14 protein-coding genes are annotated in these 12,775 nt (G+C 52.1%); 9 read left to right on the forward strand and 5 right to left on the reverse strand.

Annotated features, from left to right (window positions below; translation table 11 throughout):
• Nucleotides 1-26 precede the first annotated feature (26 nt).
• Together ftnA and yecR are read right to left on the reverse strand one after the other, a co-directional pair.
• Nucleotides 27-524, reverse strand: a complete 498-nt coding sequence (ftnA, locus tag ACVCAM_RS09025; RefSeq protein WP_407223488.1) for a non-heme ferritin — start codon at nucleotides 522-524, stop codon at nucleotides 27-29.
• Nucleotides 525-727: 203 nt separating this feature from the next.
• On the reverse strand, nucleotides 728-1,066 hold the full coding sequence (gene yecR / locus ACVCAM_RS09030) for a YecR family lipoprotein (RefSeq protein ID WP_021240460.1): 339 nt from the start codon (nucleotides 1,064-1,066) through the stop codon (nucleotides 728-730).
• A gap of 234 nt (nucleotides 1,067-1,300) precedes the next feature.
• On the opposite strand from yecR, the gene azuC reads away from it, so the two are divergent.
• Both azuC and ACVCAM_RS09040 read left to right on the forward strand, forming a co-directional pair.
• Nucleotides 1,301-1,384: a stress response protein AzuC gene (gene azuC / locus ACVCAM_RS09035; RefSeq protein WP_014884364.1), complete on the forward strand. Its 84-nt coding sequence runs from the start codon at nucleotides 1,301-1,303 to the stop codon at nucleotides 1,382-1,384.
• Between the two features lie 108 nt (nucleotides 1,385-1,492).
• Nucleotides 1,493-1,744 carry a DUF2766 family protein gene (locus ACVCAM_RS09040; protein WP_008500405.1) on the forward strand — a complete coding sequence of 84 codons (252 nt, stop codon included), beginning with the start codon at nucleotides 1,493-1,495 and terminating at the stop codon, nucleotides 1,742-1,744.
• A gap of 42 nt (nucleotides 1,745-1,786) precedes the next feature.
• On the opposite strand, the gene ACVCAM_RS09045 is transcribed toward ACVCAM_RS09040, so the two are convergent.
• A complete protein-coding gene (locus ACVCAM_RS09045) occupies nucleotides 1,787-3,130 on the reverse strand; it encodes an anaerobic C4-dicarboxylate transporter (RefSeq protein ID WP_248247924.1) in 1,344 nt (447 codons plus the stop codon).
• A 156-nt stretch (nucleotides 3,131-3,286) separates the two neighbouring features.
• Nucleotides 3,287-3,790 (reverse strand): non-heme ferritin-like protein, encoded by a 504-nt coding sequence (locus ACVCAM_RS09050; RefSeq protein ID WP_008500408.1) that lies wholly within the window; start codon nucleotides 3,788-3,790, stop codon nucleotides 3,287-3,289.
• A gap of 788 nt (nucleotides 3,791-4,578) precedes the next feature.
• Here ACVCAM_RS09050 and araF point away from each other — a divergent pair.
• From araF to otsA, 5 genes are all read left to right on the forward strand, one after another.
• Nucleotides 4,579-5,568: an arabinose ABC transporter substrate-binding protein AraF gene (gene araF / locus ACVCAM_RS09055; RefSeq protein WP_447093576.1), complete on the forward strand. Its 990-nt coding sequence runs from the start codon at nucleotides 4,579-4,581 to the stop codon at nucleotides 5,566-5,568.
• Nucleotides 5,569-5,639: 71 nt separating this feature from the next.
• Nucleotides 5,640-7,154 (forward strand): L-arabinose ABC transporter ATP-binding protein AraG, encoded by a 1,515-nt coding sequence (araG, locus tag ACVCAM_RS09060; RefSeq protein ID WP_025912275.1) that lies wholly within the window; start codon nucleotides 5,640-5,642, stop codon nucleotides 7,152-7,154.
• An 11-nt stretch (nucleotides 7,155-7,165) separates the two neighbouring features.
• On the forward strand, nucleotides 7,166-8,155 hold the full coding sequence (gene araH, locus ACVCAM_RS09065; protein WP_171843394.1) for an L-arabinose ABC transporter permease AraH: 990 nt from the start codon (nucleotides 7,166-7,168) through the stop codon (nucleotides 8,153-8,155).
• A 176-nt stretch (nucleotides 8,156-8,331) separates the two neighbouring features.
• Entirely contained in the window at nucleotides 8,332-9,135 is an 804-nt protein-coding gene (gene otsB, locus ACVCAM_RS09070) for a trehalose-phosphatase (protein ID WP_025912276.1), read from the forward strand.
• A complete protein-coding gene (gene otsA / locus ACVCAM_RS09075) occupies nucleotides 9,110-10,534 on the forward strand; it encodes an alpha,alpha-trehalose-phosphate synthase (RefSeq protein WP_025912277.1) in 1,425 nt (474 codons plus the stop codon). Before otsB ends, otsA begins: the two co-directional genes overlap by 26 nt.
• A gap of 15 nt (nucleotides 10,535-10,549) precedes the next feature.
• Here the strand turns inward: otsA and uspC are convergent, their stop codons facing one another.
• Nucleotides 10,550-10,978, reverse strand: a complete 429-nt coding sequence (gene uspC / locus ACVCAM_RS09080) for a universal stress protein UspC (protein ID WP_008500414.1) — start codon at nucleotides 10,976-10,978, stop codon at nucleotides 10,550-10,552.
• Nucleotides 10,979-11,773: 795 nt separating this feature from the next.
• Here uspC and flhD point away from each other — a divergent pair.
• On the forward strand, nucleotides 11,774-12,124 hold the full coding sequence (gene flhD / locus ACVCAM_RS09085; protein ID WP_407223487.1) for a flagellar transcriptional regulator FlhD: 351 nt from the start codon (nucleotides 11,774-11,776) through the stop codon (nucleotides 12,122-12,124).
• Between the two features lie 2 nt (nucleotides 12,125-12,126).
• Complete coding sequence (gene flhC / locus ACVCAM_RS09090) at nucleotides 12,127-12,705, forward strand: flagellar transcriptional regulator FlhC (RefSeq protein ID WP_008500416.1); 579 nt, start codon at nucleotides 12,127-12,129, stop codon at nucleotides 12,703-12,705.
• The last annotated feature ends 70 nt before the right edge of the window (nucleotides 12,706-12,775 follow it).

Below are 12,775 nucleotides of genomic sequence, written 5' to 3' on the forward strand. Positions count from 1 at the left end.
TGCAGGGAACCCGCACCGCGCTGAAATTAATTCTGCGTATCCAGCGTGGAAAGTTCTTTATCAATAAAGTAAAGAGCTTCGCCTGATTTCCCCACCAGAGATAATTTATCCAGCACGGATTTAAACAGCTTCTCTTCTTCATGCTGTTCGGCGACATACCACTGCAGGAAATTGAAGGTTGGATAATCCTGGCTGGTCATCGCGGCATGAACCAGTTCGTTAATTTTCTGGGTGATCAGCTGCTCGTGCTCGTAGGTGGCGCGGAACAGTTCATCGAGAGAATTATATTCAGCAAATGGGGATGCCACGGTTTCAATGCGCGGCAGGCTGCCGGTATCCGTCAGATAATCAAACAGACGCTGCATGTGGGTCATCTCTTCCTGCGCGTGACGACGCAGAAACGCGGCAGCGCCTTCGAAGCTGTGATAGCTGCACCAGGCGCTCATCTGCTGGTAGAGAAGGGATGAATACAGCTCAAGATTCATTTGTGCGTTGAGCTTGTCGATCATTTCAGTTTTCAGCATGGTGGCGCTCCGGGTTATTATTTCTGGTTCACAATGAGCGACACTATAATTTGTTATTTAATTATTTGCAAAACGTAAAATATTTATTTTATTTATTTAAAATACGAATGGGAATAAAACGCATTGGCGATTTTATCATTTATTAATGAGAATTGTTTTTGTTCGTGATGAAATAAACTGCCAGCCTGCGCTGGCAGTCTGGATTAATACCACGGATTGTTTGACTTAGGGTTCACGGCATAACCCATACATTTATACTGGATAGTCACGCTCTCGTTCAGACACAACGAGCCGCTAATGAGGGTGCAGGTTTTAATGGGCTGACCATAGGCTGAGGCCGTGGCGTACCCCATGCTCTGACACGCTTTTGCCGCCGTACCGTTATTCACATACTCATCGGAATACGCATTTTGCAGCGCTGCCTGACCGTAGTTAAGGCGGACGATGCCGTTCGGCGCATCGAGGCTGCTGACTTCAGCCTGGCGGTTAATGCTGCACCCCGCGAGCAGGAGGAGTGTGCCGGCTACAATGACTCTTTTCATGGTTCGCTCTGAGTGGATGGAAATACGTTATCGTACCCGCAGATGCCCGCCGCAATGGCTGGAATAGCCGGACAATCTGCCCTCACTCTTCGCAACGGGTCGATGGTGAACGCGATCAGACCCCACTCTGATTAAATTGTGATTTCTATCACAAAAACATTGATTTTTGTGATGGTGGTCATATTATAAGCGCATTGACGATAAAGTTGTATAACACGTTGATGGAGCATCACTGTGAAACTGCGCAAAATCCTGAAAAGTATGTGGGCCAATTACTGCCGCACGTTCAAAGACGTGCCGCCGGGCGCCATGTTCTGATAAAAAAAACCTGCTTCGGCAGGTTTTTTTATACCTGCAGACGTTGAAGGGAAGATGTCAGGGGGCGTGTTTTGATACTATGGCGGCCTTTAAATAAGGAGAAAACCCATGTCACAAAACCTGAGCGCCGATCAGGAACTGGTCTCTGACGTTGTCGCCTGCCAGCTGGTTATCAAGCAAATCCTGGATGTTCTGGACGTGATTGCGCCGGTTGAAGTGCGCGAGAAGATGTCTACCCAGCTGAAAAACATCGATTTTGCCAGCCATCCTGCTGCCGCTGACCCGGTAACGCTTCGTGCGATCCAGAAAGCCATCGCGCTGATCGAGCTGCGATTCACGCCGCAGGGTGAGTCCCACTGACGCAGGGAAATGGGCGACGGCATGCGTCGCCCTTTGATGTTATCAGAAGAACGTCTGGACCAGCAGGTAGCTCGCGGCACACGCGCAGCTTACCCCAATCAGCCCTGGCAAAATAAAGCTGTGGTTGATGATAAATTTACCGATGCGGGTCGTGCCTGACCGGTCAAAGCCGATGCAGGCCAAATCGCTGGGATAGGTCGGCAGGACAAAATAGCCGTAGGACGCCGGGAAAAAGGCGATCAGCATTTTCGGGTCGATGCCCAACATCAACCCCATCGGCGCCACCGCCGTCAGCGCCGCCGCCTGGCTGTTCACCAGTTTTGACACCAGAAACAGCACAATCGCATATGTCCACGGGTGGCTTTTCACCACGCCTTCCAGGGCCAGCTTTAACTCGTCGAGATGCGCCTGGAAAAAGGTATCGCTCATCCACGCCACGCCGAATACCGACAAGATCGCAACCATACCGGCCTTGAACACCGCGCCGTTGGAAATCGCGGAGGCATTGACCTTACAGGCCATCAGCATCACGGCACCCGCAATTAGCATCATCATCTGGATGACAAGGTTCATCGACAGCGCCGTCATTTTGCCTTTCAGTTCAAAGGCGGGGCGCAGCTCAGGGAAGGCCCCCAGCAGAACGACCACGGCAATGCCGGCAAAGAAAATCCACGTGGACCAGTAGGCCTGTTTTGGGAAACGCTGATTCATTAACGTCTCTGTTCCGCCATAGATAAACTCGCGCTGCTTAGGATCTTTTAGCTTTTCCTGAAACTCCATGTCGTCCGCCAAATCTTTCCCGCGGCGTAAACTCCACAGTGCAGCAATAGCCACGCCGAAAAGTGAAGCGGGAACCGACACGGCGAGAATTTCCAGAATTCCCCACGCGTGGCCGATCCCATGCTGGGCCGCCAGGATGGACACCAGCGACACGACGGCAACGGAAACGGGGGAGGCCGTGATCGCCATCTGCGACGCGACCGACGCCACGGCCATAGGGCGCTCCGGACGGATCCCTTTTTTCAGGGCGATATCCGCAATAATCGGGAACATGGTGTAGACCACATGGCCGGTGCCGCACAGAAAGGTCAGCATCCAGGTGGTAAACGGGGCGAGCAGGGTGATGTGCTGCGGGTGTTTGCGCAGCAGGCGTTCCGCAAACTGCATCATCACGTTGAGACCGCCCGCCGTTTGCAGGGTAGCGGCACAGCCAATCACCGCGAGGATGGTCAGCATGACGTCAACCGGGGGTTTACCCGGCTGCAGACCAAAGACGAAACATAAAATAAAAAGACCAATACCGCTGATTAACCCAAGCCCCATACCGCCGAAACGCGTACCCGTCAGCAGGCAGAGGAGAATGACAACAAACTCAATGGTGATCATGATGCTCCCTCGTCAATGATTATGTAATTAAATAAATCATCACACGTTGTGTGGTTAATCATTGAGAGCCAGATCTGATTTGTTAAATTTCAGCAAAAGCAGAAGGTTGGAGAGGGGAAGGGGACCTGCTCCCCGGGACGGAAGCAGGCCAGAAACTCAGTGGTGCTGCACCGCCACAATGTCGAGCAGGTGACGGTCGGTTTGCTCAGGACATAAACCTGCCTGCTGCGCGTTATGCAGCTCATCCGCCAGCGTCTTCAGCAGCAGGCCATCCTGCTGCTGCTCTTTATCCATATCGCGTAAGAATCTGAGCGTCGTAATGTCCTGCTGCGCTTTGGCTTCATCGGCCAGTTTGTTGAGGGTGCTGCAGCGTTGCTCATACTCTTCAAGCGTTTTCTGAAACAGTTCTTCCAGACAAGAGTAGCTCTCGTTTATCCCGTCAAGGGCTTTAACAACAGGGTTTGCCCCGGCAGCTTTCAGGAAGTTAAAAACGCGCATCATATGGGTGACGTTACTTTGTGCCTGAGAGCGAAAGAAGGTGGCAGAGCCCGTGAGGCTATTCTCAGCGCACCAGGCACTTAAGTGAAGGTGCAGGTTGGAGGCGTAGAACTCAAGGTTCATCTGCGCGTTAAGTTTTTGCATCATCGTTTGGGTAGCCATACTCATATCCTTATTGACGGTGGGACGTGATGTCCGTTGCTTAACCTGAGCACCAGGCAAGTACGAAGAAAAAGAGCAGAAATACGCTTTCTGCAGTAAACGAAGTCGACCGAAATTCACTTCCTGTGTTCGATATAAATAAGCATACCCTTGTCTTTGGTCTAAGAAAACTCTTAAATTGGCTGTGTTTACCATACATTACAAACTTTAATATAGTACAGAAATACAATTAGCTCGCCATAGATAGGTATTTAGATAATCCTCTGATAATCAACATTTTTTATCGAAGAGATATGCTGTTACTCTTTCGGGAATATTAAACCGGAATAATGCTCCGTAAAAAAATGAATCACGGATTAATTATTCCGTATATCAGGTGCATTAATAAAATTGCGCTAAATCAAATTCTGTGGAGTAAATAATTTTCAGCGCGTGTGGCATTTTTGATGAAAAACATACTGCACTTTTCTGACGTCCGGCGTTCTCGTGCCCGATCCGGGGCATCAGGGATATCTTAGCTAATCTTATGGATAATCCTGCTTACCCTCATTTCATTTGTCTGACAAATACTGCCTTTTTTATGTCATTTTTCGCTGAATTTATGTACGCAATTACTGTAATTCTGCGGTGTGATGGGGCTCTCTTATGGATGATTAATTTCCCGCTAAAACTATCACCAGCAATAACGCTTATAACGAGGTAAGCGCTAATGCCTTGTTTTAAGTCCGATTAAATAAGAAGCACGCACATATTCCCTACAGAAAAGAAAGCTAAAGCTGGAGTTTACCATGCACAAATTTACTAAAGCGCTGGCGGCCATCGGTCTGGCTGCCGTTATGTCACAATCCGCTATTGCTGAGAATTTAAAACTCGGTTTTTTGGTAAAACAGCCCGAAGAGCCCTGGTTCCAGACGGAGTGGAAATTCGCCGATAAGGCCGGGAAAGATTTAGGTTTTGAAGTGATTAAAATCGCCGTGCCTGACGGTGAGAAAACCCTGAACGCCATCGACAGCCTGGCGGCCAGCGGTGCGAAAGGCTTCGTTATCTGTACGCCGGATCCAAAGCTGGGCTCGGCCATCGCGGCAAAAGCCCGCGGTTACGACATGAAGGTCATTGCCGTTGACGATCAGTTCGTGAACGCCAAAGGCAAGCCGATGGACAGCGTCCCGCTGGTCATGATGGCCGCGACAAAAATCGGCGAACGTCAGGGCCAGGAACTCTATAAAGAGATGCAAAAACGCGGCTGGGACGTCAAAGAGACCGCAGTGATGGCTATTACAGCGGATGAGCTGGACACGGCGCGTCGTCGTACAACCGGGTCAATGGACGCGCTGAAGGCGGCCGGCTTCCCGGAAAAACAAATCTACAAAGTCCCCACCAAATCTAACGATATCCCGGGCGCTTTCGACGCCGCCAACTCCATGCTGGTTCAGCATCCGGAGGTCAAACACTGGCTGGTGGTCTTCATGAACGACAACACCGTGCTGGGCGGCGTGCGCGCGACGGAAGGTCAGGGCTTCAAGGCACCTGACGTGATCGGGATTGGCATCAACGGCGTTGACGCCGTCAGCGAGCTGTCCAAAGCGCAGGCCACCGGCTTCTACGGCTCACTGCTGCCAAGCCCGGACGTTCACGGCTATAAATCCAGCGAGATGCTCTACAACTGGGTCACCAAAGGAGCTGAACCGCCGAAATTTACCGAAGTGACCGACGTGGTGCTCATCACCCGCGACAACTTCAAAGAGGAGCTGGCGAAAAAAGGACTGGGCGGGAAGTAATACGCGGTGATTGTGCCCCTCATCCTGCGTGAGGGGCCTGACGTACACACTACAGGAATCACGGAGACGTTATGCGACAGTCTGATCCGTATCTCTCTTTTCGCGGCATCGGGAAAACCTTCCCCGGTGTTAACGCGCTGACCGATATCAGCTTCGACTGCTATGCCGGCCAGGTTCATGCCCTGATGGGGGAAAACGGTGCGGGAAAATCCACGCTATTGAAAATCCTCAGCGGCAACTACTCGCCCACGACCGGCACGCTGGCGATCCGCGGCGAAGAGGTCGCTTTTGCCGATACCACGGCGGCGCTCAATGCCGGGGTAGCCATTATCTATCAGGAGCTGCACCTCATCCCTGAGATGACCGTGGCGGAAAACATCTATTTAGGACAGCTCCCGCACAAAGGCGGCGTGGTGAATCGTTCGCTACTTAATTATGAAGCGGGGCTGCAGCTAAAACACCTGGGGCTGGACGTCGATCCCCAGACGCCGCTGAAATATCTCTCCATCGGCCAGTGGCAGATGGTTGAAATTGCCAAGGCGCTGGCGCGTAACGCCAGAATAATTGCCTTCGATGAACCCACCAGTTCGCTCTCTAAGCGTGAAATCGAAAATCTGTTCCGCGTGATCCGCGAATTGCGTCAGGAAGGCCGGACGATTTTGTACGTTTCGCACCGCATGGAAGAGATATTTGCTCTCAGCGATGCCATCACCGTGTTTAAAGATGGACGCTATGTGCGCACCTTTACCGACATGGCGCAGGTGAACCATGACCAGCTTGTTCAGGCGATGGTCGGACGCGATCTGGGTGATATCTATCACTGGCAGCCTCGCCAGTACGGCCCTGAGCGTCTGCGCCTCGATAGCGTAAAAGCGCCGGGCGTCAGAACGCCGATTTCGTTATCCGTACGCAGCGGTGAAATCGTCGGCCTGTTTGGTCTGGTAGGCGCGGGGCGTAGCGAATTGATGAAAGGGCTGTTCGGCGGTACCCGTATTACCGATGGGCAGGTCTCCATTGACGGCGAGCGGGTAGACATTCAGAAACCGGCCCACGCGATCGGGGCGGGAATGATGCTCTGTCCGGAAGACCGGAAAGCAGAGGGCATTATTCCGGTGCACTCGGTACGCGACAACATCAATATTTCCGCCCGCCGTAAGTTTATTCGCGCAGGTTGCCTGATAAACGATAGCTGGGAGTCGAGTAATGCCGACCACCATATTCGTTCACTGAATATCAAAACGCCGGGTCCGGAACAGCTGATCATGAATCTGTCAGGCGGAAACCAGCAGAAGGCCATTCTGGGCCGCTGGCTGTCGGAGGATATGAAGGTCATCTTGCTGGATGAGCCGACGCGCGGTATCGACGTGGGGGCAAAACACGAGATTTATAACGTGATCTATGAGCTGGCAAAACGCGGCGTGGCGGTGCTTTTCGCCTCCAGCGATCTGCCGGAGGTGCTGGGCGTGGCCGACCGCATTGTGGTGATGCGTGAAGGCGAAATTGCCGGCGAATTACTTCATGAACAGGCGAATGAACAACAGGCGTTGAACCTCGCCATGCCTAAAGTTAGCCAGGCCGTCGCCTGAGTAAGGAGTTAATGATGTCCTCTGTTACTACATCCGGAGTGCCGAAGTCGAAGTCGGCGTTGAGCGTTGGGCGTATCTGGGATCAGTACGGCATGCTGGTGGTGTTTGCCGCACTGTTCGTCGCCTGCGCGATCTTTGTCCCCAACTTTGCCACCTTCATTAATATGAAGGGGCTGGGTCTCGCCATCTCCATGTCCGGGATGGTGGCCTGCGGGATGCTGTTCTGTCTGGCCTCCGGCGATTTTGACCTGTCGGTGGCGTCGGTGATTGCCTGTGCAGGCGTTACGACGGCCGTGGTGATCAACATGACGGAGAGCCTGTGGATTGGCGTTTTTGCCGGTCTGTTACTCGGCGTCATCAGCGGCCTGGTGAACGGTTTTGTTATCGCGCGCCTGAAGATTAACGCCCTGATCACGACGCTTGCGACAATGCAAATTGTCCGCGGGCTGGCCTATATCATCTCCGACGGTAAAGCGGTGGGGATTGAAGACGAGCGTTTCTTTACGCTGGGTTACGCCAACTGGCTGGGTCTGCCTGCGCCTATCTGGCTGACCGTGGCCTGCCTGATCCTGTTCGGCTTCCTGCTTAACCGGACCACCTTTGGCCGTAATACGCTGGCGATTGGCGGTAACGAAGAGGCCGCCCGTCTGGCCGGGGTGCCGGTGGTGCGCACCAAGATTATTATCTTTGTGCTCTCGGGGCTCGTTTCTGCCGCGGCGGGGATTATTCTGGCGTCGCGTATGACCAGCGGCCAGCCAATGACCTCTATCGGTTATGAGCTGATCGTTATTTCGGCCTGCGTGTTAGGGGGCGTTTCCCTCAAGGGCGGCATCGGAAAAATCTCATATGTGGTGGCCGGTATCCTGATTTTGGGCACGGTAGAGAACGCCATGAACCTGCTGAATATTTCGCCGTTCTCGCAGTACGTGGTGCGTGGTCTGATCCTGCTGGCAGCGGTGATTTTCGACCGTTACAAGCAAAAAGCGAAGCGTACCGTGTAACCGTTTGGCACCTCTTTTATTGCTCAACTTATAACCATAGTTGACCCCTTCACCGCCCCGCCAGTAAAACTGGCGGGGCGGTTGTCAAATGGCGAGCGACGTCACACTGTCTATACTTACATGGCTATGAAAGAGGTAAAGGCGTTTACCTCTCGTCAACCGTAAGGAGGAAAAGGGTGGCTGACTTGTTAACCGCACCGCCTGTACTGCCCGGACATTATGCTTTCTTTTTTGATCTCGACGGCACGCTCGCCGGGATAAAACCGCACCCCGATCAGGTGTCTATTCCGGAGGCGGTGTTACAGGATTTGCATCAGCTCTCGCTCATGAATGAGGGAGCACTGGCATTGATATCAGGGCGCTCAATGGCCGAGCTGGATCTGCTCGCCAGTCCATACCACTTTCCGCTGGCCGGTGTACACGGAGCGGAGCGCCGCGACATCCATGATCAAACGCATATCGTTTCACTCCCCGACGCACTTACGCAAACGCTCCAGAAGCGGCTCTCTGCTGCGCTGGCCGACCTGCCTGGCACCGAACTGGAAGCCAAAGGCATGGCCTTTGCCCTGCATTATCGCCAGGCACCGCAGCACGGAGATGCCGTGCTCGCGCTTGCTCAGACGGTTGCGGATGCGCATCCACAGCTGGCGCTGCAGCCGGGCAAATGCGTGGTGGAGTTAAAGCCGAAGGGGATTAATAAAGGCGCAGCCATCACCGCATTTATGGCGGAGGCGCCATTTAAGGGCCGGACGCCTGTTTTCTTTGGGGATGACCTGACCGACGAGGCCGGGTTCCGTGTGGTTAATCAGGCCGGAGGGATCGCCGTTAAGGTAGGGCCTGGTGACACTGTCGCCGAATGGCGGCTGGCGGATGTCGCCAGCGTCTGGCAGTGGGTATCTGATATCGCTAACCAGCAACAACAACAAATAGCGCAAAACAAAGGGGGAAACCATTATGGGTCGCTTAGTCGTCGTCTCTAACCGAATCGCACCGCCTGATGATAAAAAAGCCAGTGCGGGTGGCCTGGCGGTAGGGGTGTTAGGTGCCTTGAAAGCCGCTGGCGGGCTGTGGTTTGGCTGGAGCGGAGAAATCAGTGAAGAAGAGAAACCGCTCACAAAAGTGACGCGCGGGAATATCACGTGGGCGTCGTTTGCACTGAAAGAGAAAGACTACGACGAGTATTACTCGCAGTTCTCGAATGCCGTCCTGTGGCCGGCGTTTCACTATCGCCTTGACCTGGTCAAATTCCAGCGTGAATCCTTCGAAGGCTACGCGCGCGTGAATGCGCTGCTGGCGGATAAACTGCTGCCTTTAATAGAAGAAGACGATATTTTATGGATCCACGATTATCACCTGCTGCCGTTCGCCAGAGAGTTGCGAAAGAGGGGAGTGAATAACCGGATTGGCTTCTTCCTGCACATCCCGTTCCCGACGCCGGAAATTTTTACCGCGCTGCCGCCGCATGAAGAGCTGCTGGAGGCGCTGTGTGACTACGATTTGCTGGGCTTCCAGACGGAAAATGACCGACTGGCATTCCTTGACTCCGTGTCAGGGAAAGCGCGTCTGGTGACCAAAGGCGGGAAAACCCATACGGCGTGGGGAAAAACGTTCCACACCGAAGTGTATCCAATAGGGATTGAACCTGACGAAATCGCGGAGCAGGCCTCCGGCCCGCTGCCGCCGAAGCTGGCGCAGCTTAAGAATGAACTCAAGCACGTGAAAAATATCTTCTCGGTCGAGCGTCTTGATTATTCTAAAGGGCTGCCGGAACGCTTCCTGGCGTATGAAACGCTGCTGGATAAATATCCGGAGCACCACGGTAAAATTCGCTATACCCAGATAGCGCCGACGTCGCGCGGTGAGGTTCAGGCCTATCAGGATATTCGCCATCAGCTGGAGACAGAAGCCGGGCGCATTAATGGCCGTTACGGGCAGCTGGGCTGGACGCCGCTGTTTTATCTGAATCAGCACTTCGACCGCAAGATCCTGATGAAGGTCTTCCGCTATGCGGACGTTGGCCTGGTGACGCCGCTGCGCGACGGGATGAACCTGGTCGCGAAAGAATACGTGGCAGCGCAGGATCCCGCCGATCCGGGTGTTCTGGTGCTTTCCCAGTTTGCCGGGGCCGCGAATGAGCTCACGTCGGCGCTTATCGTTAACCCTTACGATCGCGATGACGTGGCGAATGCCCTGAACCGCGCGCTGACCATGCCGCTCACGGAACGTATTTCCCGCCATGCTGAAATGATGGAGACGATCCGGATGAACGATATTAACCACTGGCAGGCGCGTTTTATTCAGGATCTCCGCGATATCGCCCCACAAAGCCATGAAGGCGATTTACAAAAAAAGATCGCAACTTTCCCTAAACTTGCCTGATATTTCCCTGGGGGGTTAACGCCCCCCAAGCGGCACTAATAACACGTCAACCTGACTTGATGCGACAATGGATTTCGCCGCGCAGGCCGCGCGCGATAAAAAGCTGTGGTTATGATTCCCGCATATCACTAAATCAATATTCTGTTTACGACACATGTCGAGAATATGGGCATTAAGTTCTCCTGTCGCAATTACAGTTTCATAGACAGGATAGTGTGCCTTTTCGACCAGCTCGCGCAGAAATTGCTGCGTTTCCTCCTGAAGTACCTCACGAATATCCTCCAGCATGGGGGCAGCCAGCTGATTATACATCTCGGGTTCGGCCGCAAGCGTGATGAGGCTGATGCGGGCATTGTGAGGTCTGGCAATGGAAACTGCCCGGGCGACGAGTTGATGGCTTTCTGGGGAAACGGCAACAGAAACAAGTAGATGGGAGTAACTCATGGCGCACTCCTTGGGTGTCTGACTGACAGCGTTTGATCACCTTTACCGCGATTTTCCGGGTTCTGCAAGGGCTGATTACGACATTAGTGTGAAGCTTATCATAATTATTCATTAATTATTCTTATAAGAAGAATAACTGAAAAATGCGCCTAAATGAAAAAAATTAACAACTTAACGTAAATCACACAATTTTATGCCTTGACTGTTGAATCGTTTTGATGCGTTACAAAATCATTTCGAATGATCACGCTCTGAAACATCTTTTTTGGGCTGCCTGCATAACTCTATGTTTTTTCACAGTAAGAAAAATGTTTCCCGGAGGGGTGAATGATGTAAATGTTTCCGCGCGACGCCCACCCGAGGAAAAGCACGTTGCATGCCAGTTCTGATCCCCCTTCTGCATGAGTATTCGTCAATTAAGAATACAAAACAGTGTCGATTGGTTAATAATTGAACAAATTACAAGTCATACTGATGGATTTATGGGTCATATTCACTTAAATTGTGTGACGTAGATCACATTTTTTTTAAATTTGAGGATGGCTAGATTGTATGTGTCAAAACTGACGAGTAGAGTTTGCGTCGAATTAGGAAAAATCTTAGTTATTTGTAAGAAATGATAAAACATGTAAGAGACGCATTCGCGTTTCCTCTCTTACGCGTTTCGATGAATACAAACCTAAATTCAACTATGCATTTAGCCTTTTCTTTTTTATACCGGGTGATTTCCCGGCGACATCACGGGGTGCGGTCTTTCCGCATAAAAATAATAGTTGGTTATTCGGGATGGGAACAATGCATACATCCGAGTTGCTAAAACATATCTATGACATCAATTTGTCGTATTTACTGCTCGCGCAGCGTTTGATTAGTCAGGACAAGGCGTCCGCGATGTTTCGTCTGGGTATTAACGAAGAGATGGCAACCATGCTGGGTGGTTTAACCCTCCCGCAGATGGTTAAACTGGCTGAAACGAATCAACTGGTTTGCCAGTTCCGTTTTGATGACTCTCAGACTATAACGCGTCTGACGAAGGAGTCCCGTTTAGACGATCTTCAACAGATCCATACCGGTATTCTTCTCTCTACTCGCTTGCTTAACGAAATCAGCCAGCCTGATGACGTAGCCCGTAAGAAAAGGGCCTAGCAATGAGCGAGAAAAGCATTGTTCAGGAAGCGCGTGACATACAGTTGGCCATGGAGCTGATTACACTGGGTGCTCGTTTACAAATGCTGGAAAGCGAGACGCAGTTGAGCCGTGGTCGTCTCATCAAACTGTACAAAGAGTTACGTGGTAGTCCCCCGCCGAAAGGCATGCTGCCGTTTTCTACCGACTGGTTTATGACGTGGGAGCAGAATATTCACGCTTCCATGTTCTGTAATGCCTGGCAGTATCTTCTCAAAACCGGTTTGTGTAGCGGCGTTGACGCCGTGATCAAAGCCTACAAACTTTACCTTGAACAATGCCCACAGCAGGAAGAAGGTCCTCTGCTGGCGCTGACCCGCGCATGGACGCTGGTGCGTTTTGTTGAGAGCGGAATGCTTGAGCTGTCGCGCTGCAACTGCTGCAACGGCAATTTTATTACCCATGCTCACCAACCTGCAGGCAGCTTCGCCTGTAGTTTATGTCAGCCTCCTTCCCGTGCAGTAAAAAGACGTAAACTTTCCCGGGATGCTGCCGATATTATTCCACAACTGCTGGATGAACAGATCGAACAAGCTGTTTAACCCGAACGTGTGGGAAAGATTCCAGCAGCGGTAAGCGATTACCGCTGCTTTTTTTTACCCCGCGAACGGT

It is taken from the genome of Enterobacter sp. CFEC122 (assembly GCF_052983755.1).